Source organism: Streptomyces sp. NBC_00016 (genome assembly GCF_045040885.1).
Classification (GTDB): domain Bacteria; phylum Actinomycetota; class Actinomycetes; order Streptomycetales; family Streptomycetaceae; genus Streptomyces; species Streptomyces coriariae.
The window spans coordinates 25,137-48,850 of record NZ_CP108304.1 but is presented as its reverse complement, the minus strand read 5'-3'; the positions used below and the strand labels follow the sequence as shown (position 1 = coordinate 48,850).

Annotated in this window: 21 protein-coding genes and 3 pseudogenes; 17 read left to right on the top strand and 7 right to left on the bottom strand. The window is 71.1% G+C overall.

Annotated elements, in window-relative coordinates:
* Positions 1–18: 18 nt before the first annotated feature.
* Complete coding sequence (locus OG933_RS00235) at positions 19–210, bottom strand: hypothetical protein (RefSeq protein ID WP_362534070.1); 192 nt, start codon at positions 208–210, stop codon at positions 19–21.
* 96 nt (positions 211–306) lie between these two features.
* A complete protein-coding gene (locus OG933_RS00230; RefSeq protein WP_362534068.1) occupies positions 307–519 on the bottom strand; it encodes a hypothetical protein in 213 nt (70 codons plus the stop codon).
* A 262-nt stretch (positions 520–781) separates the two neighbouring features.
* Between OG933_RS00230 and OG933_RS00225 the strand changes: the two genes are divergently transcribed.
* The 6 genes and pseudogenes from OG933_RS00225 (at position 782) to OG933_RS00200 (ending at position 7,713) form a co-directional block, all read left to right on the top strand.
* Complete coding sequence (locus tag OG933_RS00225) at positions 782–1,915, top strand: radical SAM protein (RefSeq protein ID WP_362534066.1); 1,134 nt, start codon at positions 782–784, stop codon at positions 1,913–1,915.
* Positions 1,912–2,664 (top strand): iron-containing redox enzyme family protein, encoded by a 753-nt coding sequence (locus OG933_RS00220; RefSeq protein WP_362534063.1) that lies wholly within the window; start codon positions 1,912–1,914, stop codon positions 2,662–2,664. The genes OG933_RS00225 and OG933_RS00220 overlap by 4 nt, the downstream gene beginning before the upstream one ends.
* A 1-nt stretch (position 2,665) precedes the next feature.
* Positions 2,666–2,911, top strand: coding sequence for an aroma-sacti cluster domain-containing protein (locus tag OG933_RS00215; RefSeq protein ID WP_362534060.1), 246 nt, complete (start codon positions 2,666–2,668; stop codon positions 2,909–2,911).
* A 107-nt stretch (positions 2,912–3,018) separates the two neighbouring features.
* Complete coding sequence (locus OG933_RS00210) at positions 3,019–6,138, top strand: adenylate/guanylate cyclase domain-containing protein (protein WP_405624719.1); 3,120 nt, start codon at positions 3,019–3,021, stop codon at positions 6,136–6,138.
* A 65-nt stretch (positions 6,139–6,203) separates the two neighbouring features.
* Positions 6,204–6,953: pseudogene (locus tag OG933_RS00205) on the top strand (S8 family peptidase); the annotation flags it as partial.
* 208 nt (positions 6,954–7,161) lie between these two features.
* A complete protein-coding gene (locus tag OG933_RS00200; protein ID WP_405624718.1) occupies positions 7,162–7,713 on the top strand; it encodes a GAF domain-containing protein in 552 nt (183 codons plus the stop codon).
* 74 nt (positions 7,714–7,787) lie between these two features.
* Here OG933_RS00200 and OG933_RS00195 read toward each other — a convergent pair whose 3' ends face one another.
* Positions 7,788–9,509: a BTAD domain-containing putative transcriptional regulator gene (locus OG933_RS00195; protein ID WP_362534053.1), complete on the bottom strand. Its 1,722-nt coding sequence runs from the start codon at positions 9,507–9,509 to the stop codon at positions 7,788–7,790.
* Between the two features lie 664 nt (positions 9,510–10,173).
* Between OG933_RS00195 and OG933_RS00190 the strand changes: the two genes are divergently transcribed.
* The gene (locus tag OG933_RS00190) at positions 10,174–10,671 is read left to right on the top strand and encodes an SbcC/MukB-like Walker B domain-containing protein (protein WP_405624717.1); all 498 of its coding nucleotides are present in this window, start codon (positions 10,174–10,176) and stop codon (positions 10,669–10,671) included.
* 211 nt (positions 10,672–10,882) lie between these two features.
* Positions 10,883–11,623 (top strand): VWA domain-containing protein, encoded by a 741-nt coding sequence (locus OG933_RS00185; protein ID WP_405624716.1) that lies wholly within the window; start codon positions 10,883–10,885, stop codon positions 11,621–11,623.
* Positions 11,624–11,840: 217 nt separating this feature from the next.
* On the opposite strand, the gene OG933_RS00180 is transcribed toward OG933_RS00185, so the two are convergent.
* Positions 11,841–12,080: a hypothetical protein gene (locus tag OG933_RS00180; protein ID WP_405624715.1), complete on the bottom strand. Its 240-nt coding sequence runs from the start codon at positions 12,078–12,080 to the stop codon at positions 11,841–11,843.
* A gap of 1,687 nt (positions 12,081–13,767) precedes the next feature.
* On the opposite strand from OG933_RS00180, the gene OG933_RS00175 reads away from it, so the two are divergent.
* A complete protein-coding gene (locus tag OG933_RS00175; protein ID WP_405624714.1) occupies positions 13,768–14,091 on the top strand; it encodes a hypothetical protein in 324 nt (107 codons plus the stop codon).
* Between the two features lie 24 nt (positions 14,092–14,115).
* Here the strand turns inward: OG933_RS00175 and OG933_RS00170 are convergent, their stop codons facing one another.
* Both OG933_RS00170 and OG933_RS00165 read right to left on the bottom strand, forming a co-directional pair.
* The gene (locus tag OG933_RS00170) at positions 14,116–14,685 is read right to left on the bottom strand and encodes a TetR/AcrR family transcriptional regulator (protein ID WP_405624713.1); all 570 of its coding nucleotides are present in this window, start codon (positions 14,683–14,685) and stop codon (positions 14,116–14,118) included.
* A gap of 186 nt (positions 14,686–14,871) precedes the next feature.
* Positions 14,872–15,213: pseudogene (locus OG933_RS00165) on the bottom strand (DUF3533 domain-containing protein); the annotation flags it as partial.
* A gap of 11 nt (positions 15,214–15,224) precedes the next feature.
* On the opposite strand from OG933_RS00165, the gene OG933_RS00160 reads away from it, so the two are divergent.
* The 8 genes and pseudogenes from OG933_RS00160 (at position 15,225) to OG933_RS00125 (ending at position 21,864) form a co-directional block, all read left to right on the top strand.
* A complete protein-coding gene (locus tag OG933_RS00160; RefSeq protein WP_405624712.1) occupies positions 15,225–15,386 on the top strand; it encodes a DUF6230 family protein in 162 nt (53 codons plus the stop codon).
* Between the two features lie 936 nt (positions 15,387–16,322).
* Positions 16,323–17,024 carry an SDR family oxidoreductase gene (locus tag OG933_RS00155; protein WP_327180882.1) on the top strand — a complete coding sequence of 234 codons (702 nt, stop codon included), beginning with the start codon at positions 16,323–16,325 and terminating at the stop codon, positions 17,022–17,024.
* Positions 17,025–17,053: 29 nt separating this feature from the next.
* Positions 17,054–17,932, top strand: a complete 879-nt coding sequence (locus tag OG933_RS00150; RefSeq protein ID WP_405624711.1) for an alpha/beta fold hydrolase — start codon at positions 17,054–17,056, stop codon at positions 17,930–17,932.
* An 86-nt stretch (positions 17,933–18,018) separates the two neighbouring features.
* Positions 18,019–19,698: a CocE/NonD family hydrolase gene (locus OG933_RS00145; protein ID WP_405624710.1), complete on the top strand. Its 1,680-nt coding sequence runs from the start codon at positions 18,019–18,021 to the stop codon at positions 19,696–19,698.
* Between the two features lie 9 nt (positions 19,699–19,707).
* Positions 19,708–20,003, top strand: a pseudogene (locus OG933_RS00140) (transposase); the annotation flags it as partial.
* A 522-nt stretch (positions 20,004–20,525) separates the two neighbouring features.
* Positions 20,526–20,651 carry a hypothetical protein gene (locus OG933_RS00135; protein WP_405624709.1) on the top strand — a complete coding sequence of 42 codons (126 nt, stop codon included), beginning with the start codon at positions 20,526–20,528 and terminating at the stop codon, positions 20,649–20,651.
* Positions 20,648–20,971 (top strand): hypothetical protein, encoded by a 324-nt coding sequence (locus OG933_RS00130; RefSeq protein ID WP_405624708.1) that lies wholly within the window; start codon positions 20,648–20,650, stop codon positions 20,969–20,971. The genes OG933_RS00135 and OG933_RS00130 overlap by 4 nt, the downstream gene beginning before the upstream one ends.
* Positions 20,972–21,024: 53 nt before the next feature.
* On the top strand, positions 21,025–21,864 hold the full coding sequence (locus OG933_RS00125; RefSeq protein ID WP_405624707.1) for a transposase family protein: 840 nt from the start codon (positions 21,025–21,027) through the stop codon (positions 21,862–21,864).
* A gap of 228 nt (positions 21,865–22,092) precedes the next feature.
* Here the strand turns inward: OG933_RS00125 and OG933_RS00120 are convergent, their stop codons facing one another.
* A complete protein-coding gene (locus OG933_RS00120) occupies positions 22,093–23,619 on the bottom strand; it encodes a hypothetical protein (RefSeq protein WP_405624706.1) in 1,527 nt (508 codons plus the stop codon).
* Positions 23,620–23,714: the final 95 nt, after the last annotated feature.

The following is a 23,714-nucleotide window of genomic DNA, read 5'->3' as shown; positions in this document are numbered from 1 at the left end:
TCGCGTGAACGCCAGCTGTCAGAAGCAGCTGATGTTGTGGCAGGAGCCCCCGCTTCCCGCGGGGTCGCTGATGATGGAGGCCTCCCTCTCGGGGGTGAGCTTTTGCAGACCCAGGACGGCGTCCTGGCCGGCCGCCAGGTGCGCCTCCACGTCGCCGTCGGCCTCCGCGGCCTCGACGGGCTCGGCGTCGGGACGGATCTCCTCGGACATGGCGTCACTCCTCACATCGACGGGTACGGGGTGTACGGCGTTGCCGTGGTTCTCCGGCCGCCAGGCCCTGGACAGCCGGCGCCGGTCATCGGGCCTCTAGAAACAGCTGATGTTGTGGCAGGAGCCCCCGCTTCCCGCGGGGTCGCTGACGATGGAGGCCTCCTTCTCCGGGTCGAGCCGCTGCAACTGCAGGACGGCGTCGGCGAGCGAGTGGGCGGCCACCTCCGCCGCGCGGGCCACCTCGGCCGCCTTCTCGACCTTGGTGGAGTCGTCGTCGCCCTGCACGGGTACCTGGTCCGCTTCCGTCATGGGATCTCCCTCCCTCGTGAGCATGAGGCCGGTCCGTCCCTTCCGGTCCGGCTGGCCCCAGACGGTAGGAACGCCTGCCACAAGAGCGGTTGACGGACGGTGAATACGCAGCTCCGGCCCCCTGCGGCGGGACACCGAAGGGTTTATCCGGACGTGCACCGGCCGCCACCGTCACGCATTTCACAGCCCTGACCTGCACATATACCGTTTTCGAACCCCTTCGCAGCCACAGGTTCGACACTCGGCCGGTGAAGGACGATCCGTGCCGGACCACGGCCTCACCGAGAAGGGGGTGGCCATGCGGCTGGCCGAGCTGATGGCGCTGCGCCAGAGGATCGTGGCGGGCGCCCTGGTCTCGCTCACCGAGCGCTGCCCGCTGAGCTGCGCCCACTGCTCCACGGCCGCCACCCGCCGCGGCCGCGACCTCGACAGCGCCGCGCTGCTCGGCTTCCTGCGTACCTTCACGCCCGCGGACCGCCCGGACGTGCTGATGCTGACCGGCGGCGAGCCCCTGCTCCGTCCCGGTCTGGTGATCGAGGCGGCCGTCGCCGCCCGCGCCCGCGGCACCCGCACGGCGGTGCTCTCCGGCGCGTTCTTCGCCGACGGCGGCTCGCTGCCGCCCACCGTCTGTGAAGTCGCCCGCGCCGTCGACCACTTCTCGCTCAGCCTGGACGCGTTCCACGAGCGTCAGGTCCCGCGCCGGAACGTGTTCGACGTGCTCGACGCGCTGCTCGGCACCGGCGTCGCGGTCAGCCTGCATCTCCTCGCGGACGGCCCGGCGGACCCCTACCCCGACGAGGTCGGCGCGCAGGTCCGGCGCCGCTTCGGGACGGACGTACCGATGCTCGTCGGGCAGGTGCGCCCGGTGGGCCGCGGCGGCACACTGCGCCCGCTTCCCCGCCCGCCGGCCGGCCCCGACCCGTGGGCGGCCGCCCCCTGCGACATGGCCGCCTGGCCGGTCGTCACCACCGACGGCACCGTCACCGCCTGCTGCAACCAGGACGTCGCCGACCGCCGGGTGCGCCCCGGCCACCTCGGCCTCGGCGACATCCGTACGACGACCTGGCAGACCGTGCGCGAGCGCGCGCAGGCCAGCCCGATGCTGCGGATGATCCGCACGGTGGGCCCCGTCCACATCGCCACCCGCGCCGGCCTCCCCGCCGGCGGCTACTGCGCCACCTGCCACCGCCTCGACGGCTCGGACGCCGCCCGGGACTGGACCGACCGCGCGGGCACCGGCCCGGCCGGTGAGCTGCTCCAGTCGGCCGCGGTCCACAGGGGCGAGACGGGCGGCCCCGCGGCGCTCGTGGCCCGCCACGGCCCCGCGCGCCACGCACACCTCGTCGACCCGGGCCAGGGCCCGGCCGTCCGCCCCCGGCAGGAGCACACGCCGTGACGGCGCCATCCGGCCCCCTCGCCCCCGCACCCGGCGTGCGGCACGCCCAGGCACCCCTCGGAGCAGAGCTGCGCACCGTCCTCGGTCTGGTGGCCCCCGTCCTGCACCACAGCGCCGCCCGGCTGTGGCAGCCGCAGGGCCTGCGGGCACGCTATCTGCGCTACCTCGTCACGATGCACACGGTCATCCGGGCCTCCGTACCGCTGATGGAACGGGCCCGGGCCCACTGCCGCGACGCGCCCGCCACCGACTCGGCGGCCCGGCCGCTGGGCAGCTACCTGTCCGCGCACATCCCGCGCGAACGCCACCACGACACCTGGCTGCTGCGGGACATGGAGGCCGCCGGACTCCACCCCGGCCACGAACTCGCCCGGCCCCCCTCGCCGGAGGTCGCCCGGCTGGTCGGCGCCCAGTACTACTGGATCGACCACTTCCACCCGCTGTGCCTGCTCGGCTATGTGGCGGTACTCGAACTCAACGCTCCCGCAGCGCCGTTGATCCCCCTGCTGGCCGACCGCACGGGTCTGCCCCCGGCCGCCTTCGACACCCTGCGCCTGCACGCGGAGATCGACGCCGGACACAGTACGGCAGTGCTGAGCACCCTCGACGAGAGTGCGGCGGTGCCACAGGTACGGGCGGCGGTCAGGCTGAGCGCACTGCACACCGTGAAGGCGCTCGCCGACGTACTGAACTCCCTGACCGACGTGACGGACCGCACCGGCGGTCCTCCGGAGCGAGAGGACCACTGACATGACACCGGACAGCGGTGAGGAAGGCGCCGTCGACGGCGCGGGGGAGCGCGGCGCCGGATCCGTATTGAGGGCCCTGGAGCAGGCCGGCTTCCCGGTGCGGGCGTTCACCGGCGAGCAGTGTGCCGTCTTCGCCGGGCTCACACCGCAGGAGCTCGAACTGATCCTCGACCTGAAGGCGCGCCTCGACGCCGTGGAGCCGGAAGTGCAGGCGCACACCGTCGTCGCGGGCGCGGCGCTGTTCTGAGCGGCTCGCACGAGCGGCTGTGCACCACGGGCCGTACGACCGGCCGGCCGCACACGACCGGCCGTACCTGCGACGACGTCCGACGGCGAGTAGCGAGGGGACCGCTCATGCAGCAACGCAAGGTGATCACCGCGCTCTTCTGCGATCTGGTCGGATCCACCGAACTGTCGGGGGCGCTGGAGCCGGAGACGCTGCGCTCCGTGGTACTGCGCTACTTCGACGCGATGCGCGGCGGGATCGAGTCGCACGGGGGGACGGTGGAGAAGTTCATCGGGGACGCCGTGATGGCGGTGTTCGGCGTGCCGCACGTGCATGAGGACGACGCGCACCGGGCCGCCTCGGCGGCCCTGGAGATGATCGCCGCCCTGGACGGGCTCAACGCCGAGCTCGACCGGGACTTCGGCAGCACCCTCGCGGTCCGCATCGGCCTGAACAGCGGGGAGGCCGTGACCTCGCAGGACCTGGAGGGGGACGGCACGGTCGTCTCCGGCGAGGTGGTCAACGTCGCCGCCCGGCTCGAACAGGCGGCGCAGCCCGGACACATCCTCATCGGCCCCGCCACCCGCACGCTCCTGGGCCCCGCGGCGGTCGTCGAAGCCGTCGGCCCGCTCACCCTCAAGGGCAAGCGCGACCCCGTCGACGCGTTCCGGCTGCTGAGCCTGGCAGCCCAGGACGGGCCGCCGGGAGCAGCGCGGCCCGCGGCCGCCCTCGTCGCACGGACGCGGGAGTACGACCGGCTCGCGACGGCGTGGACGCGGGCTTCGCGGGACGGCACCGGCCGCCTGATCCGGCTCACCGGCGACGCCGGCATCGGCAAGACACGCCTGCTGCGCGAATGGCTCGCGGTCCGGTCCGCCGAGGGCTCCCTCGTCGGCACCGGTCGCTGCCACTCCTACCGCGACGAGGCCAGCCTGGCACCCCTGGCGGCCGCGATCCGGGAAGTGCTGGACACCGCGACCGCCCGCACGACGCCGGCATCCGCACGCTCCGGGCCACCGCAGGGCCCCGCCCCGGCCCGGCCGTGGGACGGTGCCGCGTACGAGGTGCTGCGCGGCGGACTGCTCGCGGACGGCACGCCGAGCCCGTCCGCCGAGACGACCTGGGCGGCCGCCGCGGCGGTGCTGCGCGGCCTGGCCGCCGTAGGACCGGTCGCGCTCGTCCTGGACGAACTCCAGTGGGCCCGGCCTCAACTCCTCGAAGGCATCGCCCGGTTGACCGACATCCTGGCCGGATCACCGGTACTGCTGATCTGCTCACAGCGCACCGGCGAGGACGAGCAGCCCGCCACCGCCGACGAGATCCGTCTGCGCCCGCTGTCCCACGCCGACTCGCTGCGCCTGGCCCGCGCCCTGGCCGCCGGCGACCTCGACGACGGCGTACTGCACACGGTCGTGGAGCGCGCCGAGGGCAACCCACTGCATCTGGAACAGCTGCTGACCATGGTCAGGGACGGCGCCGACCCGGGCGGGCTGCCGGTGACCGTCACCGCCGTTCTCGCCGCCCGCATCGACGTCCTGCCGCAGCCGCAACGAGCGGTGCTCGACGCGGGCGCGGTGATCGGCCGCCGGTTCGCCGTCGCGGAGGTCCGCCGGCTCCTCGACGACCCGCCCGCCGACACCGCCTGCCCGGAGCACGCGCTCGTGACAGGCGCGATGCACGACCTCGTACGACGCGGCCTCGTCGAACCGGCTCCCGGGGCCCCGGCGACCCACCAGTTCAGCTCCGGACTGCTGCACGACGTCACCTACCGGTCCCTGAGCAAGAGCCGGCGGGCCGCCTGGCACGAGCAACTGGCGACCCGCCCCTCCGCCGCGGCCGCCCTGGCCGCGCACCACCTGGAAGCGGCCTACCTGCACCGGCGCGACCTCGGGCTGCGGGGCGAACACGTCGAAGGCCTGCGGGGCCGGGCCGCCGACGCACTCAGCCGCGCAGGCCGGTACGCGCTCGCCCGCGCCGACCTGTCATGGTCGGCGGAGCTGCACGCCCGTGCCCTGTCCCGCTGCGCCCCCGGCGAGGCCCGGTGGCGCCATGCCGCGCAGGGACTGGGGGAGACCTGGCTGGCACTCGGCCGGACGGGCGAGGGCGGCGACCTGCTCAGACAGGTGCGTGACGCGGCGTCCGCGGCCGAGGACCGGCTCGCCGGCGCCCACGCCGGCCTGCAACTGGCCTCCCTGGACCCCGATACCTCGCCGACGACGGCTGCCGACGCGGCACGCGCCGCACTCGCGGTGTTCGGGGAGTTCGACGACCGGCTGGGCCTGGCGCGCGCCCATGTGCGGCTCGCGCAGGAGCAGCAGTACGCCGGACGGCATCGCGCCGCGAGCGATCTGCTGGCCGTCGCGCTGGGCCACGCACTGGCCGCTGAGGCGGCCCCGGAGCGGGCGATGGCGCTCGGAGCGCTCGGCATCTCCCTGTGGCACGGACCCACCCCGGCCGGCGAAGCGATCGAGCGCTGCCGAGCCCTGCTCGCCGAGCACGGCCCCGGCAACCCCGTCGTGGTGGTCGCGCTGAACTACCCGCTGGCGAATCTGCTCGCCCTGTGCGGCCGCACCGGCGAGGCCCGCGGCTGCCTGACGGACGCGGAGCGGTTCGCCGCCGGGCTCGGCTACGCGGAAGTGGCCGCGTTCGGGCCGCTGTTCGCCGCCGGGGTGGAGGTCCTCGCGGGATCGACGCGGGAGGCGGAGCGGCTGTTGCGGCAGGCCGTGGAGACGTTCCGCACGGTGGGCGGTCCGCAGCTGCACGCGGCCGCCTGCCGGGACCTCGCACGGGTGCTGCTCGCCCGCGGGCTGCCCTGGCACGCGGCGTCGGCCGACGTCCGTGACGTGACGTCGGGCCTGGAGCCCGCCGATGCGGGCCGGCACGGCACGGCTGTCCCGGCGCCGGCAGCGGCGCTGCCCCCGGCGGACGCGGCCGACGACTTCGGGGTGCGTGCCCTGGCCGCCGCCGCGGCCGGGGATGGCGTGAACGCGCTGCGGCTGGCCCGCCGCGCGGTGGCGGCGGCGGACACCACGGATTCACCGATCGGCCGCGCGACCGCCCGGCTCGACATGGCGCAGGTCCTGTACAGGACGGGACGGCCGAACGCCGCCGCCCGAAGCGCAGGCCGGGCGGGTCGTCTGTTCCGGGCCAAGGGCCATGCCGTGGGAGCGACGGCCGCGGGGCAACTGGCCGCCCGGGCAGCCGAGACGGCCCGGGGCCGCACCGCGGCGAGCGGGGACGGCCGGTGACGCGCGCGCTGAGCTGGGGGCTGGGGGACCGGCGGCCGGACGACATCCAGGTCCCGGCGGCGGCCATGGGCGGCGCCGTCACCCCCGCATGGGCGTGGGGCGGCTCCACCGGCCGCAGCGTACGGGTGTGCATCGTCGACAGCGGGGTGGAGCGCGACCACCCCATGGTCGGGCGGGTGGCATCGGCGCACGTGGTCGTCGAGGGGGACGACGGCCGCCCGCGTACGGTGCCCTCCGGCAGCGGCGACGTGTGCGGCCACGGGACCGCCTGCGCGGGGATCGTCCGCGAGGTCGCCCCCGACTGCGAGCTGCACAGCGTGCAGGTGCTCGGGGAACGGTTCACCGGCACCGGCGACTTCCTGCTGGCCGGTCTGCGGTGGGCGGTGGAGCAGGGCTTCGACGTCATCAACATGAGCCTGTCGACCACCCACGAACGCTTCATCCGCGAGCTGCACGAACTGGCCGACGAGGCGTATTTCCGCCGGTCCGTCATCGTCGCGTCGGCGCACAACAGCCCTGTGGTCAGCTTCCCCTGGCGGTTCAGCTCCGTCGTGTCGGTCGGAAGCCACCAGGAGGACGACACCGGACTGCACCTGTACAACCCGGCTCCGCCGGTGGAGTTCTACGCCAAGGGCCAAGACGTACGCGTGGCGTGGCTGGACAACTGCGTCACCCGCACGACGGGCAACAGCTTCGCCACCCCGCGCATCGCGGGACTGTGCGCGCTGATTTTGGCCAAGCACCCGGCGCTGACCGTCTTCCAGCTCAAGACGGTGCTCTACCTGACGTCGGCCAACGTCCGCGCGACGGACCCGGCCCACGGGGCCACGCACATGCCCGCCGCTCCCGTGATCACCCCCGCACCCCCGCCCCGGCCCGAGTCCGGCGCGGACCCGGTGGGTGACGGCCTCGTATCCGCGCACGGTGCCGGCCGGCAGGCCTCGGGGGATGACGGGCAACGCCCCGACGGCCGGCCCGGATCGCCCCCGCCCCCGAAACCCAACCGGAGAAGTGAGGTCCGCGGTGTCCCCGATTCTTCCTTCTGACGACACCCACGCGCTGCTGCAGTCCGTGGTCGACGTGGCCCGGGCCATCTTCGCCGCCGCCGCGAGCTCGGTGTTCCTGCTGGACGACACGGCCGGCGAACTGGTCTTCGAGGCCGTCTCCGGAGAAGGCGAGGACCTGCTCGTCGGCACCCGGTTCCCGGCCCACCGGGGCATCGCCGGCTGGGTGGCCTCCTCGGGCCAGGCGATGATCGCCGACGACCTGGCGAAGACCCGGACCTTCGCCCGGGACCTCGCCGAGTCCACCGGCTACGTCCCCAACGCCCTCATGGCCGCGCCGCTGCTGTCGCAGCAGCGGGTCCTGGGCGTCCTGGAGGTGCTCGACCCCTCGCCCCGGCCCCGGGCGGGCCTCGAAGACCTCGACCTGCTCTCCCTGTTCGCCGGGCAGGCGGCCATCGCCCTGCGGGTCGCGGGCCGCTCCGCGCCCGGCGCCGGCACAACGGCCTGGGGCGCCACCGACGAGCAGCTGACGGACGCCTTCCGCGCCTTCCTGCGCGATCGTTCCCGCTGACCGCGAACCCGGCGAACCGTAATCATGATCATGACAAGTGGTGGTGTCCGGGACGACAGCACGCCGTAAGCCGCTCACGTGCCCGCCACCGGCGGCAGATCCGCGGCCGCCGGGCCGGTGACCCGGCGGCCGAACTCGTGGGTGAACCCGGACATGCCGTACGCGGCGATATGGGCACTGACCTCCCCGGCGGGCGGCATCAGCAGATTGCACTCGTGCAACTCCTCCACCTCGGAGATCACCTGGTCGTACCGGAACGGCGGAGTGAGCGACGCCAGCCTCCGATAGGCCAGCCGCTGCTGCTGCGGCAGATCGCGCCAGAACGACTCGTACCGTTCCCGCAGCACGAGTTCACCGACCGCCATCTCGTCCAGCAGGGAAGGTGCCACGCTCAGCCGGTCGGCGTAGTCGGCCAGCCGCACATGGCGCAGCGAATCGAGTTTCGCGGCGATGATACGGATGGCCAGCGGAAGCCCCTCGCAGCACTGGACGATCCGCCGCGCCGACGCCTGGTCGCTCATCACCCGCCCGAACCCGACGATCCGACCCAGCAGTTCGGTCGCCTCCGCCCCCTGGAACGGGGGAAGCTCCACCCGCGCCACCGCCTCCAGCCCGCTGAGCCGGTACCGGCTGGTCACGAGAGTGCAGCTGGCACCGGACCCGGGCAGCAGTGCCAGGACGGTCTGCTGCCCCACGGCGTCGTCCAGCACGAGCAGAATCCGCCGGCCCGCCACCCAGGTCCGCCACCGGGCCAGAGCCTGCGCGACATTCTGCGTCCCGGGCAGACCGACACTGTCCAGCAGCGCCCGCAGCACCGACCCCAGCGAGCGGTTGCCCAGCTCGGTCATGATCAGCCCGTCCGGGAAGGCGTCGGCGAGAAGATGGGCCACACGGACGGCCAGCGCGGACTTGCCCACCCCCACCGGCCCGGACACGACCATCACCCCGCCCTCCCGGCGGGCACGGAAGTACCCGAGCGCCCGCTGCACCTCGTCGGCACGGCCCACGAAGTCCGGCAGATCACGCGGCAGCTGATTGCCCGGTCCTGGACGGCGCTCGGGCGCGGGAGCCTCCAGGAGACGACGGTGCAGCGCCGCCAGCGCCGGCCCCGGCGTCACGCCCAACTCCCCTGCCAGCGCCCGCCGTACGGTGTCGAAGTGCGCCGCGGCCTCGCTCTGCCGGCCGGTCGCCGCGAGCGCCGTGATCCACGCGGCGGCGAGCCGCTCGCGCAGGAGATGGCACACGACGTGCTCCTGGAGCCGGTCCAGCACGAACGCGTGGCGGGCACGGCCGTTCTCCAGCTCGGCCCATTCCTCCAGCGCCGACACCTGCATCTCCTGGAGCCGGTCGACCGCTGCGGTCAGATACGGCACGTCACCGAACTCCCTCAGCGGCCGGCCCTGCCAGAGTTCGAGGGCCTCGGCGAGCGCGTCGCACGCCGAGTCCGTGTCCCCGTCACGAGTGCGCCGCCTGCCGATCCGGGCCAGTTCCTCGAACCGCAGCAGATCGCACTCCGACGGGTCGAGCCGCAGCAGATATCCGCCCGGCGTGTGAGTCAGCCGGCCGCCCAGCACGCGGCGTAGACGGGAGACGTAGACCTGAAGGTTCTTCCTCGCGGTCCGCGGGGGCCGGCCGTCCCACAGGGCGTCGATGAGGCCGCCGACCGGTAACACATTGTTGGCCTGGCTGACGAGAACAGCCAGTAACAGACGCGGTTTCGGCCCGCCGAGATCGGCTCTCCCGCCCCCGTCGCCCCGCACGCATAATTCCCCGAATGCAGTGATCAACCGATTCATGTATCGACATTGCCACAGGCCCTTCTTCCCCGCAGGAGGGTCCGACCAGCAAGTTCCTGCTGTTTAGACGCATGACCCCGGCGCACGCCGAGACCGCTTCAGCCGCCGCGTACCGGCAGCGGCTTTGCGATGCTGCGACTGCGGAGCCGCGAAGGACGGACACGGACACCACTACGCCCGAAAGACACATCAGGAATGAAGGCGTCACACACGTTTTGTCCATATCGGAACGCCGCATTCCCTCACCTCGGGGCAGGGCACGGGGCAGCGGTCCTCCGGCACTTCCCGCGGGCAACGGCCCCGGGGAGCCCTGAACGAGCTGTCACGATCACCCCTGCGCGCCATCGAAGAAGAGATCACCCAGTGGCGCGAGGCCTGCGCAGCACACACCGCAGTCCTCGACAATCCGACACTGCAGCAAGCCGCCGCGCAGCCCCGCGCCGACCTAGACACAGCCACGGCTGCACGGGCTGCCGCGGATGACCAGCACGCCGAGGCGGCCGCCGCCGCCAGTGCCGCTCACACCCGCAGCGCCGCCCTCACCGCCCTGGCAACCGACCTTGATGCCGCCGTCCAACGTCTGCAACCGCTCGAACAAGCGCACCTCACCGCCCGCCACCCAGCCGAACTCGTCACCGGCAACTCACCCAGCGCCCGGGTACGCATGCAGCTGGAGTCCTACGTCCTGGCCGCCCGCCTGGAAGAAGTCGTCACCGCCGCCAACACCCGCCTGCACCTCATGTCCGAGGGCCGCTACACCCTCTCCCACTCCGACCACCAAGCGGCCCGCGGCGCCCGCTCCGGCCTGGGCCTCCAGATCACCGACTCCTGGACCGGCCGCCCCCGCAAGACCGACACACTCTCCGGAGGCGAATCCTTCTTCGCCTCCCTGTCCCTGGCTCTCGGACTGGCCGACGTCGTCACCCACGAAGCCGGCGGCAACCCTCTGGACACCCTCTTCATCGACGAAGGCTTCGGCGCCCTCGACGAAGACACCCTCCATAAGGTCCTCGACGTCCTGGACTCCTTGCGCGCCCACGACCGTACCGTCGGGGTCATCAGTCACGTCCCCGAACTGCGCCGCCGCATCACCCACCGCCTCCACGTCCGCAAAGACCCCACTGGATCGGCCTTCGCTCACCTGACGGCAGCAGCCGAATAGCTGTGAAAGAGACCTGACCGGTTCGGCACCTGCGGGCGGGCGCCGAACCGGGCAGGCAGCAGACCCGAACGTCCACTGCCCACGGCTACCCCATCGGGTCGGCCGTGCCATTCACCGAAGAGCAGTGATCAGGACCCGTAGGAGAGCTGCTCCTCGTGGTACCACCGCGACCGCGAGGATGAGAATGTCACGTGATACAGGAGGGGTGACCATGGACAGGCTCCACAACGAGGCCCCGGCAATCAGTCTGTCCAAGATGCAGGCGCAAGCCCCGGATCTGGTGAGCCTCTACAAGGCGGCTGGGTCCAGCGTGCGCGCGCACGGTCTCGAGGGGGTGCACGCTGCGGTGTATCTCGTGCTGGACCGCTCCGGCTCGATGCGGCCCTACTACAAGGACGGCACCATGCAATACCTTGGTGAGCAGGTCCTCTCCTTGTCCGCTCACCTCGACGACGACGGCATCGTGCCGGTGGTGTTCTTCTCCACCGATGTCGACGGATCCACCGACCTCAAACTCGGAGGTCACCGTGGCCGTATCAACAAGCTGCACGAGAACCTCGGTCACATGGGGCGGACGAACTACCACTGGGCCATGGACGACGTCATCGACCACTACCTGGCTTCCGGCAGTGACGACCCGGCACTGGTGATCTTCCAGACCGACGGCGGGCCCACCAGCAAGTTCGCCGCCGAACGGTACCTGTGTAAAGCTGCCCGCCTGCCGCTGTTCTGGCAGTTCATCGGATTTGGCGACCCGGATGACAACGAGTTCGCCTTTCTCCGTCGTCTCGACACCCTGGCCGTCCCGGCACATCGCGTCGTCGACAACGCAGGCTTCTTCCACGCCGGCCGCGATCCGCGCGCCATACCCGACGATCTCCTCTACGACCGGCTTCTGCAGGAGTTCCCCGACTGGCTGTTGTCGGCTCGCACCGCTCAGGTCCTGCAGTGAATACGTGAACTGGGCAGGCCCCCGGAGAAGCGAAATCCCTTGCTTCGGGGCGAGCGGGGAAAGTGTTCTCCCGGTCTGCCTCTCGGGCACGGCCCGGATCGCGCCGCGCAGCCGCCTGGCCCACCGGGCTGATGGCCGCAGCCCGGCGATTTTAGCGATAGGGCGAGACAAAGGATCTGACCGGCATGAATCGGGGTGCTGCTTGCCGATGACGTGCTCAACGCCGTGTCCGGGGCTGCCGGGTGGGCGGTCGTGGACGTGGAGACATCCGCTCGGCGAGCACCGCCCGCCCGGCTTCGTTGAGGACGATCTCCGCGTCGGCCCGCACGCCGCCGCCGTCGTTCCGGGCGGGGGAGTTGCGGCACGTCCACAGCCGCAGCACGCCGGCGGCCGGCAGACCGTAGCGGGCTGCGGCCCGGCTGATCAGTGACGCGGTCCGCTCCCCGGCCAGTGGCACGGTCCGTAACACCCCTGCTGCCACAGCTCTCCCCGGCATCTGTTCCTGCTCTCCCGTCCCGGCGCCCCCGACCGGTCTACAGCTCGAACTGCAAGGTAACCGCTGCCTGTGACAACGGCCCTGCTGAGCGGGCGGCGGGCCGGCTCCGACGGCGAGACGGTGGTGCCGGTGATCCGGTCCATGGCCCGCTCAGCGAGTGGCTTGCCAGCGTGCTCCGTTGGGGACTGAAACACCCAGGAACTTGCCCTCAGAAGAGCGGGAGCCTACACATCGCTGGGACCGGGCACCTGGGCCCCCACCGCCTCCACCCCGGCGACATCGTCAACCCGTACGGCACCTTCCGCCTGGACATGGACAAGCGCCTCGACCTAGGGTCGGCCGTCGCCGTGCCTGGCCCTCGTGCTGCGGCGGGCTCTGTCGGCATCAAGGTCCTTCAGCCATCAGAATCGAGGCCAGGTTGTTGACCAGGACGGGCGGAGCACCGCAACTACGGTACTAGGCGGCTGGCCGGGGAGACGGCGGATCGATCAAGTCGCAGGCGATGCTGAGCGCCGCATCGATCAGCTCCGGGCCTCCGTTTTCCGCTCGATCGGCCTCGTCGCCGGCCAGGTGCAGTGCGGTGATGGCTAGTCGGACACGCAGCGATGCGGCCGGGTCGCCGTCACCGGACAGCGCGCCGGGCCGGCCAGAAGCTCGAAGAGCGTCATGACGTGCTGCTGCACCTCGGCCGCGAGTGGCTGGTTGCGCCGCCACCCGTACCTCTCCGAAGCCGTCCTGGCCTCCGTCCCCCACGCCCTGCGTCTCGACGACGAACGCGGCTACCTCTTTGCCCTCACCCGCCCCGCGTCCCACCGCCCCGTAGCGCCGGCGCACGCCCCGAGCGGAGCGGACCCGGTCCGCGGCCCGCCAGAGGCTGGAGTTCACCGCGCTTCGAGGCATTCCCGGTGACCAGGTGCGTGCTCGGCGGACGCGGCACGGAGCAAGAGGTGCCCGACACAGTCATCACTTCCTTTTGCTAGGTTTGCCGAGGCGTGACAAAACGGCCTGCCGGACATGTCCACTGTCACCTCGCAGGCACTCCCCACGTCGCCTCCCGGCTGGCTTATGGTGCGCATGTGGTGCGCTCCCCGCCCGCCAGAACAACCCCCGGGTCAATGACCTGGGGGTTCATATTGGAGCGGGTGACGAGAATCGAACTCGCGCTCTGAGCTTGGGAAGCGACGGCGCTTGGGAGCCTTACGCCGTCTGACCTGCACAGATCCGTTCGGCCGCCGCTGGTGTGGGGGCTTGATGGCCCTGTTGTTGACCGTGGTTGTCCGCTCTGAAGGGCACGCTATGGGCACGGCGCTCCAGGACGGGCGGGTGCCGCGCTGAAGTGGCCACTTTCTGCACGGGGTCGGTCCGTGCAAGGGCCGACTGCGCGGAGCCGTTGCGTGTGCACATGGATGGCTGGCCCCTTCCGCGCCCGAGTCCTGAAGGTCACAAAAAGCCTCGGCGGTGATGCTGACTTTGGTCCCCATCGGGAGCAGCCTGGTGCGCAGGCGGCGCCTGCGCGTCAGTCGGCCAGCTGGTTCATCTTGCGGATCTGCTTGTCGAAGACCCCGGCGGGTGCGAGGCGGCGCAGCCCTATCTCTTCCGGCTCTTCCCGGACAAGAAGGCGATCTTCGTCGCCGCTCTGGTGCGGAGCATGGAGGACACCCGCCTGGCTTTCGAGAGGGCGGCCGACGGGGTGGAGGGCGGCGAGCGGGCTCTTCAGGCCATGACGACCGCTTACGCGCGGCTGATCTCGACGCGCCCCGAAACGCTCCTGATGCAGATGCAGGGATATGCCGCCGTGGCGCAGGGCGATGACCTGATCGGTGAGGTAGTCCGGGCCGGCTGGATGAGGATCTGGGACACCGTGCACCTGCCGCTGGGCGCTGATGCCGACGAGACCGCAAGCTCTTTCGCCTGCGGCATGCTCGGCAACACGCTTACGGCCATCGGGCTTCCCGTGGGTGCCGGGAGGTGAGGGATTCTTCTGGGCGGCGATGCGTCAGCGCACGCCTGCCGCGTCGAGCAGGGTCGTCACAGTGGGCGCGACGAGCCCGGTCAGGTTGTCGGCCTGAATCCCCGCGCGGGCGCTCGCGCCGTCGAAGACCAGGCTGAGCTGCCGGGCCAGCAGATCGGGATCGCCCGCCCCGCCCTGTTCGGCCTCGGTGCGGAAGAAGGCGGTCAGGTTCGCCTTGACCTGATGGGCGACCCGGCTCGCCGGGTGGCTCTGGTCCTTGAGTTCGACCTGTACGGCCAGGTACCGGCAGCCGTGGAACTCGGGGGTGCCGGACTGTGATTCCACCTGCTCGAAGACGTGCAGGATCCGCTCGCGGGGTGAACGGTTGTCGTCCGCCGCAGGCAGGAGGGTCGCCACGTAGGCGGAGGAACGCTCCTTCAGGCTTGCTGCCAGGAGTTCGTCCTTGCTCTCGAACAGCTGGTACATGGAGCGCTTCGACACCCCCGCCGCCTTGCACAGCGCCTCGACGCCGATGCTGACGCCGTCTCGGTAGGTGAGCGTGGCCGCCGCCTCCAGCAGCCGCTCCCTGGGGCTCAGTTTCACTTCGGTGGTCATACCGCGAGGTTAACCCGAAGCGGACGAAATAGAAACCGATCGGTTTCCGGGGGTCCGGGAGAGAGGCTCGGCGACGGCCTGGGGAAGGTCCGTCGCCGAGCCATGATGGTGTGCGCGCCTGTCGTCCACGGCAGGGCGACACACCGGGGCCACTCCGAGTAATGGCCCGTCTTAGGTGACCTGCCGTCACGCCGGGACGGCGGTCTTCTCGGGCTTCGTCTCCGCCGGGATGCGGTGCAGTTCCTCGCGGTCGTACCACCCCAGTACGCCGAAGCCGAACAGTGCGGCCGCCACGAGTGCGGCCGCCATCATGACCCAGCACCGGGTCAGACCCGCGTCGCCCTGGGCGTCGTAGTAGAGGATCGAGCGGATGCCGCCGGTGATCTGCCGCAGCGGCTCGAACTCCGCGAGGAAGCGGTAGAAGCCGGGCAGCGCCTCGATGGAGGTGGTGGCGCCGGTCGTGGGTACCGCCATCCCGATGAAGACCAGCGTGGCCACCAGCATGCCGGGCGTACCGAAGACCGCGAGCGGTCACTGACATGTGCCAGTCCGTCCCGGTGGACATACCCGTCCTCGGGACCTACACGATGACGCTCAAGGCCGGCGGATCGGGTACGCCGGTCAAGGCCAAGGACCTGTACATCGACATGACCGATCTCCAGGCGAGGGTGGACTCCTGGCCCTGGCGTGGGGCCCGGTGAGCACGCCCGATGACACTGAGGGGCCGTCGGGGAGGGCCGGGGAATGACCGACCAGTCGCCCGACCTCCGCGGCGAGGTCGTGGGACCCCACTACGCGCGGCCGACGAAAGGTTGCCACGCCGTTCCCCGTACGTCCGCGCTGACCCGCCTGCGCCTGCTGCTCGGGAAGGCTCTCGCACTGACTGCGCTGCCGACCGTCCTCGTCCGGGCGAGTCAGCGTCCGCCCGCAGCCGACGCGACTGCCACCGCGGCTCATTCCGCTCCCGAAGAGGCGCCCGCCGGCGGCGTCGACTGTGCCCGCCCCGACGACACAGCAGCCCCAGCCACGGCACCTCCTGCCACGCCCCCCACTTCCTCCGCTGCTCCCGGCACGCCCAGTGCCCCCACGAGCGGCGAGCCCGTCGAGCCGTCGGAGCACGTGGCCGACGAGGAAACGGGCCTGGTCCCGGCTCCGACGGCCTCACCGAGCCCGACCGCCGCCCCCGGCCTCGCGGACATCCTCGGTTCCCTCCTCCAGGGCGACACCGAGCAGCGGAGTCCGGCACCCGGCCCGCAGATCCAGCACATCGATGGAGCGCCCGGCTCGACGTCCAGGCTGCGAGGCGACGCATCACCATGTACGTCGAGAGCCTGACGGGCACCCTCTCCGGCGTCGAAGGCATCCCCCTGCCGCCAGTCCTCCGCCTCCATCTCACGCCCGACACCGTCCCGGAGTGGCTCTACGACACGGTCGGAAACCTCGGCCTCAAGCTCCGACTCGGCTTGGACGACGCCGACATCGACCAGGCCGGTCAGACAGGTGGCGGGCTCGTCATCCCGGGGATCCACGGGTACGGAACGCCCGGTGAGTCCGGGGATCCGGTTGGGCTTGCGTCTTGGAACCGATCGGTTTACCGTGATGGAAACCGATCGGTTTCTCATTCTGTGGAGGCAGTCATGACCGCACTCAAGGGCGCCAACGTCTTCGTCACCGGCGGCAGCCGAGGCATCGGCAAGGCCCTGGTGGAAGAGCTGTACGCGCGCGGTGCCGGCAAGGTCTACGCCACGGCCCGCGACCCGCGCACGGTGACGCACCCCGACGCGGTCCCGGTGGCGCTGGAGGTCACCGACCCGGCCTCCGTGGCGGCCGCCGCCGCGCAGGCGCAAGACGTGACTGTGCTGATCAACAACGCCGGTGCCTCGGTCGGCGCGTCGTTCCTCGACTCCCCGGTCGACGACGTACGCCGGGAGTTCGAGACCAACTTCTACGGCCCGCTGCTTCTCACACGCGCCTTCGTGCCCCTCATCGAGCGCAACGGCGGCGGCCACCTCCTCAACGTGCACTCTGTGCTCTCCTGGCTGGCCCTCGGCGGCTCCTACAGCGCATCCAAGGCCGCCCTGTGGTCGCAGACCAACTCCCTGCGCCTGGAGCTGCAGCCGCGCGGCATCGCCGTCACCGGACTTCACGTCGGCTACGTCGACACGGACCTGGCGGCGGACGTCGAGGCGCCCAAGTCCGACCCGCGTGACGTCGCCGCACTCGCCCTCGACGGCGTCGAGACGGGCGCGTACGAGGTGCTCGCCGATGACATCTCGCGGCAGGTCAAGGCCGGCCTGGCCGGCGAGCTGGCCGGCCTGTACGCCCAGCTGGCGAAGTAACCCCCTTTACACCCCGAGGAGTCGGCGAGATGCCCAGCCACGAGTCACGTCCCACGATCCACGTTCCGGGAACCACCAGCCACACCCTCGCCCCGCGCGCGGGGCTCGCCGGCCGCGAGGGAACCCTGCGTTACCTCAGGGCGGGCACCGGCGCCCCCCTGGTCCTGCTGCACACCGTGCGCACCCAGGCCGAGCACTTCCGCGTCCTCATCCCGCTGATCGCGGACCAGTACACCGTGTATGCGCTCGACCTGCCGGGGATGGGCTACTCGGAGATCGTGCCCGGGGCGTCGTACGACGAGCCGGCCATGCGCGCGGGCGTCGAGCGGCTCCTGACCGAACTCGACCTCCACGACGTGACGTTGGTCGGGGAGTCCATGGGGGCGGTGCTCGCCCTGACCGCCGCGGCCGACCTGCCCGAGCGGGTCCGGCGCGTCGTCGCGGTGAACGCGTACGACTTCCGCGGCGGGATCGCCCGGTCCAGTCTTCTCGCCCGTGTGGTGGTCGGCGGTGTCCTCACTCCGGGGGTGGGCCCGGTGGTCGCCGGGGTGGAGCCCAAGCCCGTCGTCCGCAGGATCTTGCAGGGCGGGCTGGTCGACAAGGCCGCGCTGCGGGAGGACTACCTCGACGAACTCCTCCAGGTGGGCCGCCGCCCCGGCTACCCGAACGTCGCCCGGGCCGTATACCAGAGCATGCCCAGTCTCATCGCCGCCCGCTCGCGCTACCCGGAGGTCAAGGCACCCGTCCACCTCGTCTACGGCGAGAAGGACTGGTCCCGTCCTTCGGACCGGCAAGCCGACAAGGAGCTGCTGCCGGGCGCCGACTTTACGCAGGTGCCGGGAGCAGGCCACTTCATCGCCCTGGAACGGCCCGACCTGCTGGCCGACCTGCTGAACGCGGTGGCGTGACCGCCCCGAGGAGCGCCGTAGCCACCCCCGTTCGGGTGTAGTGCGGGACGGGACCAGGTTCGACCATGTCCCCGACAGCGCAACACATGGCAGAGATTCAGATCGAGTTCGATGTTCCGGCCGAGGTGCGTGACGGCACCGTTCTGCGCGCCGATGTCTACCGGCCCGGGGGCACGGGGCCGTGGCCGGTGCTGAGCCGACTGCCGTACGGCAAGCAGACGGCCCTGGCGATCGCCCTCCTCGATCCTCTGGCGGCGGCTCGGCGTGGCTTCATGGTGGTCCTCCAGGACACCCGTGGCCGGTTCGCCTCCGATGGGGAGTGGGAGCCGTTGACGTACGAGGAGAGCGACGGGTACGACACCGTACGGTGGGCCGCTGCCCTTCCCGGAGCGAACGGCTCCGTCGGCATGATCGGCGCCAGCTACTTCGGCAACACCCAGTGGACGGCGGCGCTGTCCAAGCCGCCCGAGCTGAAGGCGATCGCGCCGATGGTCACGTGGTCCGACCCGGACGACGGACTGTGGACGCGCGGCGGCGCGATCGAACTCGGCATCACCGCGCCCTGGTCCCTCATGATGGGCGCCGACGCGCTGCTGCGCCGTCACAGCACCGACCCGGCCACGCTCGGCGGCAGCCTCGGCAGGCTCGTGCAGGATCTCGACGGCCTGGCCGACGGCGGCTACGGCGAACTGCCCGCCGGGCGATTTCCCGCGTTCGCCCGGCACGACCTGCCCGAGCTGGGCTACGAGCGTTCCCGACGGGAGCCCGACTGGGCGCGTTCCTCCCGTGTCGCGGGCCGGCACGACGAGGTCGACCTGCCCACCTTCCAGGTCGGCGGCTGGTACGACATCTTCAGCCAGGGCACGCTGGACAACTTCACCGCCATGCGCCGCGCCGGCCGGCCCGCCACGCTGATCATGGGTCCGTGGAGTCACGCCAACCAGCAGCACGTCATCGGCGACGTCAACTTCGGGTTCGGCGCGAACTCCGCCTTCATGGGCATGCGCGGACCCCTGCACGGCCTCCAGCTCGACTGGTTCCAGCGTACGATCGGCGACGGTGAGGCGCTGGAGCCGGACACGGGCAGGGTGCTGCTGTTCGTCATGGGCGTCAACCAGTGGCGCGAGGAGACGGAATGGCCCCTGTCGCGGGCCGTGGACACGGACTTCCACCTGCGCGCCGACGGGCGCCTGACGCGGGAGCCGCCCGCTGTCGCCGAGCAGGCCGAGGAGTTCACCTACGACCCCATGGACCCGGTGCCCACCACCGGCGGCGCGTTGCTGATGTCCGACGAGTTCCGTCCCGGGCCTCTCGACCAGAGGGACGTGGAGGCTCGTGAGGACGTCCTGGTCTTCACCACCGAACCCCTCACCGAGGACATCGAGGTGACCGGCCGCGTCAAGGCCGTGCTCTTCGCCGCCACGGACGGGCCCTCGACCGACTGGGTGGCACGGCTGTGTGACGTCGACGAGCACGGCGTCTCCCGCAATGTGACCGACGGCATCGTGCGGGTACGGGCGACCCCGGGTGAGCCGGCCGAGCACGTCGTGGACCTGTGGTCGACCAGCATCGTCTTCCGGGCAGGGCACCGCATACGGGTCCAGGTCACCTTCAGCAACTTCCCCCGCTGGGACCGCAACCTCAACACAGGCGAACCCGAGGAGAGCGCGACCACGGCCCAAGTGGCCCGCCAGCAGGTCTTCCACGCCCCCGCCCGGCCCTCCCGCATCGTGCTGCCGGTGGTACCGGCCCGCCAAGAAGCGTAGGCACCAGTCGTCCGCGCCCACCAGCATGCCGCCGGGGCGCGAAAAGGGGGCTCCGCAGCCCCGGACTCGGACGCTCCCGAGGTGGTCTGACCAGCAAGATCCACCTAGCCTGCGACGCCATCGGCCGACCACTCGGCTTCACCGTCACGGGCGGGAACACCAACGACTGCACCCAGTTCACCGCCGTGATGGACGCTATACGGGTGCCCCGCCTCGGCCCGGGACGGCCACGGAACCGGCCCGACCACGTCCTGGGCGACAAGGGCTACAGCTCCAAGGCCATCCGAGCCTGGCTTACGGCCCGTTTCTACTCCCACCCGGACGTGGTGTTCCGTCCGGTCCGCGGGGTCTCACCGAGCCGGGTGGGGCTGGCCCGGCCTCAGGGGCGGATGCACGAGGCCGCGCTGGATGAGCTGCTAGAGGCCATCGCGCGGCGGCTGAGCCGGAGTTGATGACAGGACCGACGGACCGCCGGCGCGCTGCCCGGCCGGATCGGCGCTACTCCCAGCGGCGGCCGCGTTGAACGGCTCGTCCAGCACGAGGACACCCGCGACGACCGCCTCGGCCGAGTGCGCATAGGCCATGGCCGCCGACCGCGCCGACCCGATGGCACTCAATGAGCGGTGTGCATCGTGAAGTCGCAGGTCACGGGTCTGGTGTGAATGGCGAGTTGGGTACTCGTGCCGGTCGGCGGCCGATGACCATGGCGTAGATCATCGGGCGGGTTCGGCTCCGGCAGGATGCCGGGTTCGGCTGCGCCCACGACCGGCCCCCGCCTACGATCCGTCAGCAGGTCGACACGCTGTGAGAGCGCGGGGGGCGCGGGGATGCAGGAGCGGCAGTGGATCACGGCCCGCCGGAGCGAACTGGACGCTCTCGCCGAGGAGTTGGCCAAGCAGCTTCAGGAGGTCCAGGACAGCGGGATGAACTGGCGATCGCGGAGCGGGTGTTGAACCGCCTGGCCGAGCAGGCCCAGGCCGATGCCGGGGCTGTCGCTCCGGTGTCGGTGAAGGTGGCCGGGCGGGCGGTCCTGCTCATCCCGCACCGCAGCGACGCGGCCGACGAGAGCGCGCTGCCCGGCGACTACCGCAAGATCCTGGCGATCGTGCGGGAGGCCGACGGCCCGGTGCAGGTCAGGGCGGTCGGCGAGCGGCTGGGCCTGGACGCCTCGGTGCGCGGCAAGCTGGAGCCTCTGCGGGCAAAGATGACCAAGCTCGCCGACCGCGGCTGGCTGCACAAACGCCCTGACGGGCAGTTCACCGCACGCCCATAACTGTGCGGGGCGGGGGCGTAACTGACGGCTCTTTGGCGGCAGTTGAGTTTGGTGTGAAGAAAAACAACAGTTCCGTCGAGGGCCCTGACGGCCTCGTCTACACTGCCCGCCTGCCGCTGTCGAGTGCCACTCTGAACTGGCTCGCCGACCTAATACGCGGCCACCTCAAGAAGATCGGCTCCAGGTGGCGCGCCCTGCCCGCAGGGAAGATCGCCACCATCGTGCTGGCAGTGCTGCGCTGTGACCAGCGGCCCGGCGACCTGGCCGGCGGCAACGGAGTACACCGCACCACCGTTACCCGGTGGGTCCGCGAGGTCATCGGCTTGCTCGCCGCCCGCGCCCCACGCCTGGACCGGGCCCTGAAGAAGATCGCCCGAATGGGTGGCGGCATGGTACTGCTGGACGGATCGGTGGTCCGCACCCGGCGCAGAACCGGGAAGGAGAACCGGAAGAACTACTCCGGCAAGAACAAGTGCCACGGCCTGCTCGTGATCGCCCTCACCGACGACCAGGGCCGGCTGCTGTGGATCTCGGCGGCCCGCCCAGGGCGCACCTCGGAGATCACCGCCTGCCGGCACGACCAGCTCACCCGGAAACTGCGGGAAGTCGGGCTCGGCGCCATCGCCGACCTGGGATTCGTCGGCCTCGACGACGGCGGCCCCGACGCCGAACCGGCGGTGATCACCGGCTACAAGGCCGCCCGGAACCGGCCCCTGACGCGAGGCCAGAAGCTGTCCAACACGGCACTGGCGGCCGTCCGGGCACCCGTCGAGCACGGCTTTGCCCACCTCAAGAACTGGCGCGTCCTCGGCAAGGTGCGCACCGACCCCTCCTGGGCGACCTCCCTGGTCAGGGCCTTGCTGGTCCTCACGAACCGCGAAGTCGCCCGATGACCGACGATCTTCACCAAAGTCACCTGCCAGCGACCAGCACGAGCATCCCGATGCCCACGCACACCAGCCCTGTGACCAGCAACTTCAGCTTGCGCACCTCCCCGTTGGGCAGCGGCGGAGAACAGCCGCAGCCTCCCACGGCAGCAGCGATCGGCAAGCCGAGGTCTATGGCTTCCGGGTCGGGACAGCGTGACGGCGGTGGTGCTGGCCGGCCGGCACCAGTCGCGGTCACCTCATCACCCCACCGCTCTCTCTCGGGCTGTTGGACCCAGGACCGGCCTTCCGAGACGGGTCGTGGTCTCGGACATAGACGGTGACTCGCGCCCCGTTGACGTGGGTTGTTCCGTACGCGCGGAAGTGGCGCCGCAGGGTGCTTGTTTTCGCTTCCTCCTGCGGGTTGGTCGAGTGCGTACCCGCCGCGCGGACCACGACGATCCGGTCGAATTCCAGCATGCGTGCCGCAATTTCCTGGGCGGGAAACTCGACACCTGCAAGTGTGTTCGACGAAACGGGGTCCTGTGCCAGGGCGAGATCTGTCAGGAAACGGGTGTCCTCGGGGTTGGCCGCAGTCAAGATCCGGTGCTGGCCGGAGAGATAGAGCAGCCCGTCGCCGGGACGGCCTTCCTTGCGTACGGTGGCGCCGATGGCGGTGACGTCATTGCTCCGGCCCTGGGGCGTCCTCAGCGAAAGGCTCGGCTGGACGAGCGCGGCCAGTACGGCAACCGCCGCGATCCACACGTAGCGGGAAGACCGCTGCCGCCGGAGGAAGTAATCCATCCAGGCACCCAGCAGCAAGGCGACTCCGATATTGCTGTAGAGCACATACCGGTCGACGAAAAGGGGCTTGACCAGTGAGGCGATCAGCAGCAGAAGGCCCGGAAGCGCAAGAATCGGCACAGCCAGCGCGGAAAGCCGCACAGGCCCCCTCACCCTCAGGGGCGCCAGGGCACACGCCACGCCCACGACCGCCACCACCAGGAAATAACCAGGCCGCACCGGTCCGCCGATCCAGGACACCTGCTCCGACTGCCCCGCACTGCAGATTGCCAGCGGCAACAGCCCGGCCACAACGCCCGCGGCAGCCACACTCCACGCCCTCAGCACCGGTCGTGGAACACGGGACACGACCAGTGTGACGCCGTGTGCAACCAGGGCGAGGACCGCGAACTCATGGAGCAGACAGGCCAGCAGCATGGTGGAGCCATAGACCGCCCACCGCCACCGGGCGCGATGCGGGACGCTGACCACGAGCGCATAGGTGGCCCAAGTGAGCAGGGCACAGACCATGGCATACGAGCGGCCTTCCTGCGCGTACTTCTGTACCTGGGGAAGGAGCGGGAACACCAGCCCGGCCACCAGCCCGGCACGGGGTCCCGCTAGGCGTAGCGCCAGAAGCCCGACTCCGCTCGCCGCCACGGACATCGCCAGCACGGACGGCAGCCGCAACGTCAGCAGCCCTCCGCCGAAGAGACCGAAGATCTCGTGCATCACGGCGTAGTAGAGGGCATGAACCAGATCAACATGCTGGGCGGTGAGCCATATCTGCGAAAGATCGCGGTGCGCGAGCTGATAGGTGACGGACTCGTCCCCCCACATGGTGTTCTTCCTGCGGATACCCCAGAGCCCCAGAGCGATGGTCAGTGCCAAGGGCGCGAGGACGACAACGGCCTTGGCCGGGCCCGGTGTTTGTCGACGGGCGGGCACAGGAGGGGAAACCGTCTGGGCCGCGACGGGGACACGTTCATCAACGGACATCGGCGACAGGGCCTTTCAGCAGTGGCGAAGAAACTCCGCCAGCGTGCCCGGACCTCGTTGACCGGAGGCTGACCCAACCTGACCAGCCGATCAGG

Bases quoted from the DNA above. Each gene is read 5' to 3' on its own strand.
- OG933_RS00190 (WP_405624717.1), top strand. From the start codon at position 10,174: ATGCAGCTGGAGTCCTACGTCCTGGCCGCCCGCCTGGAAGAAGTCGTC.
- OG933_RS00235 (WP_362534070.1), bottom strand. From the start codon at position 210: ATGTCCGAGGAGATCCGTCCCGACGCCGAGCCCGTCGAGGCCGCGGAG.
- OG933_RS00120 (WP_405624706.1), bottom strand. From the start codon at position 23,619: ATGTCCGTTGATGAACGTGTCCCCGTCGCGGCCCAGACGGTTTCCCCT.
- OG933_RS00185 (WP_405624716.1), top strand. From the start codon at position 10,883: ATGGACAGGCTCCACAACGAGGCCCCGGCAATCAGTCTGTCCAAGATG.
- OG933_RS00195 (WP_362534053.1), bottom strand. From the start codon at position 9,509: ATGAATCGGTTGATCACTGCATTCGGGGAATTATGCGTGCGGGGCGAC.
- OG933_RS00135 (WP_405624709.1), top strand. From the start codon at position 20,526: ATGCAGGAGCGGCAGTGGATCACGGCCCGCCGGAGCGAACTGGACGCT.
- OG933_RS00150 (WP_405624711.1), top strand. From the start codon at position 17,054: ATGCCCAGCCACGAGTCACGTCCCACGATCCACGTTCCGGGAACCACC.
- OG933_RS00175 (WP_405624714.1), top strand. From the start codon at position 13,768: ATGGAGGACACCCGCCTGGCTTTCGAGAGGGCGGCCGACGGGGTGGAG.
- OG933_RS00155 (WP_327180882.1), top strand. From the start codon at position 16,323: ATGACCGCACTCAAGGGCGCCAACGTCTTCGTCACCGGCGGCAGCCGA.
- OG933_RS00210 (WP_405624719.1), top strand. From the start codon at position 3,019: ATGCAGCAACGCAAGGTGATCACCGCGCTCTTCTGCGATCTGGTCGGA.
- OG933_RS00145 (WP_405624710.1), top strand. From the start codon at position 18,019: ATGGCAGAGATTCAGATCGAGTTCGATGTTCCGGCCGAGGTGCGTGAC.
- OG933_RS00230 (WP_362534068.1), bottom strand. From the start codon at position 519: ATGACGGAAGCGGACCAGGTACCCGTGCAGGGCGACGACGACTCCACC.
- OG933_RS00160 (WP_405624712.1), top strand. From the start codon at position 15,225: ATGTGCCAGTCCGTCCCGGTGGACATACCCGTCCTCGGGACCTACACG.
- OG933_RS00215 (WP_362534060.1), top strand. From the start codon at position 2,666: ATGACACCGGACAGCGGTGAGGAAGGCGCCGTCGACGGCGCGGGGGAG.
- OG933_RS00170 (WP_405624713.1), bottom strand. From the start codon at position 14,685: ATGACCACCGAAGTGAAACTGAGCCCCAGGGAGCGGCTGCTGGAGGCG.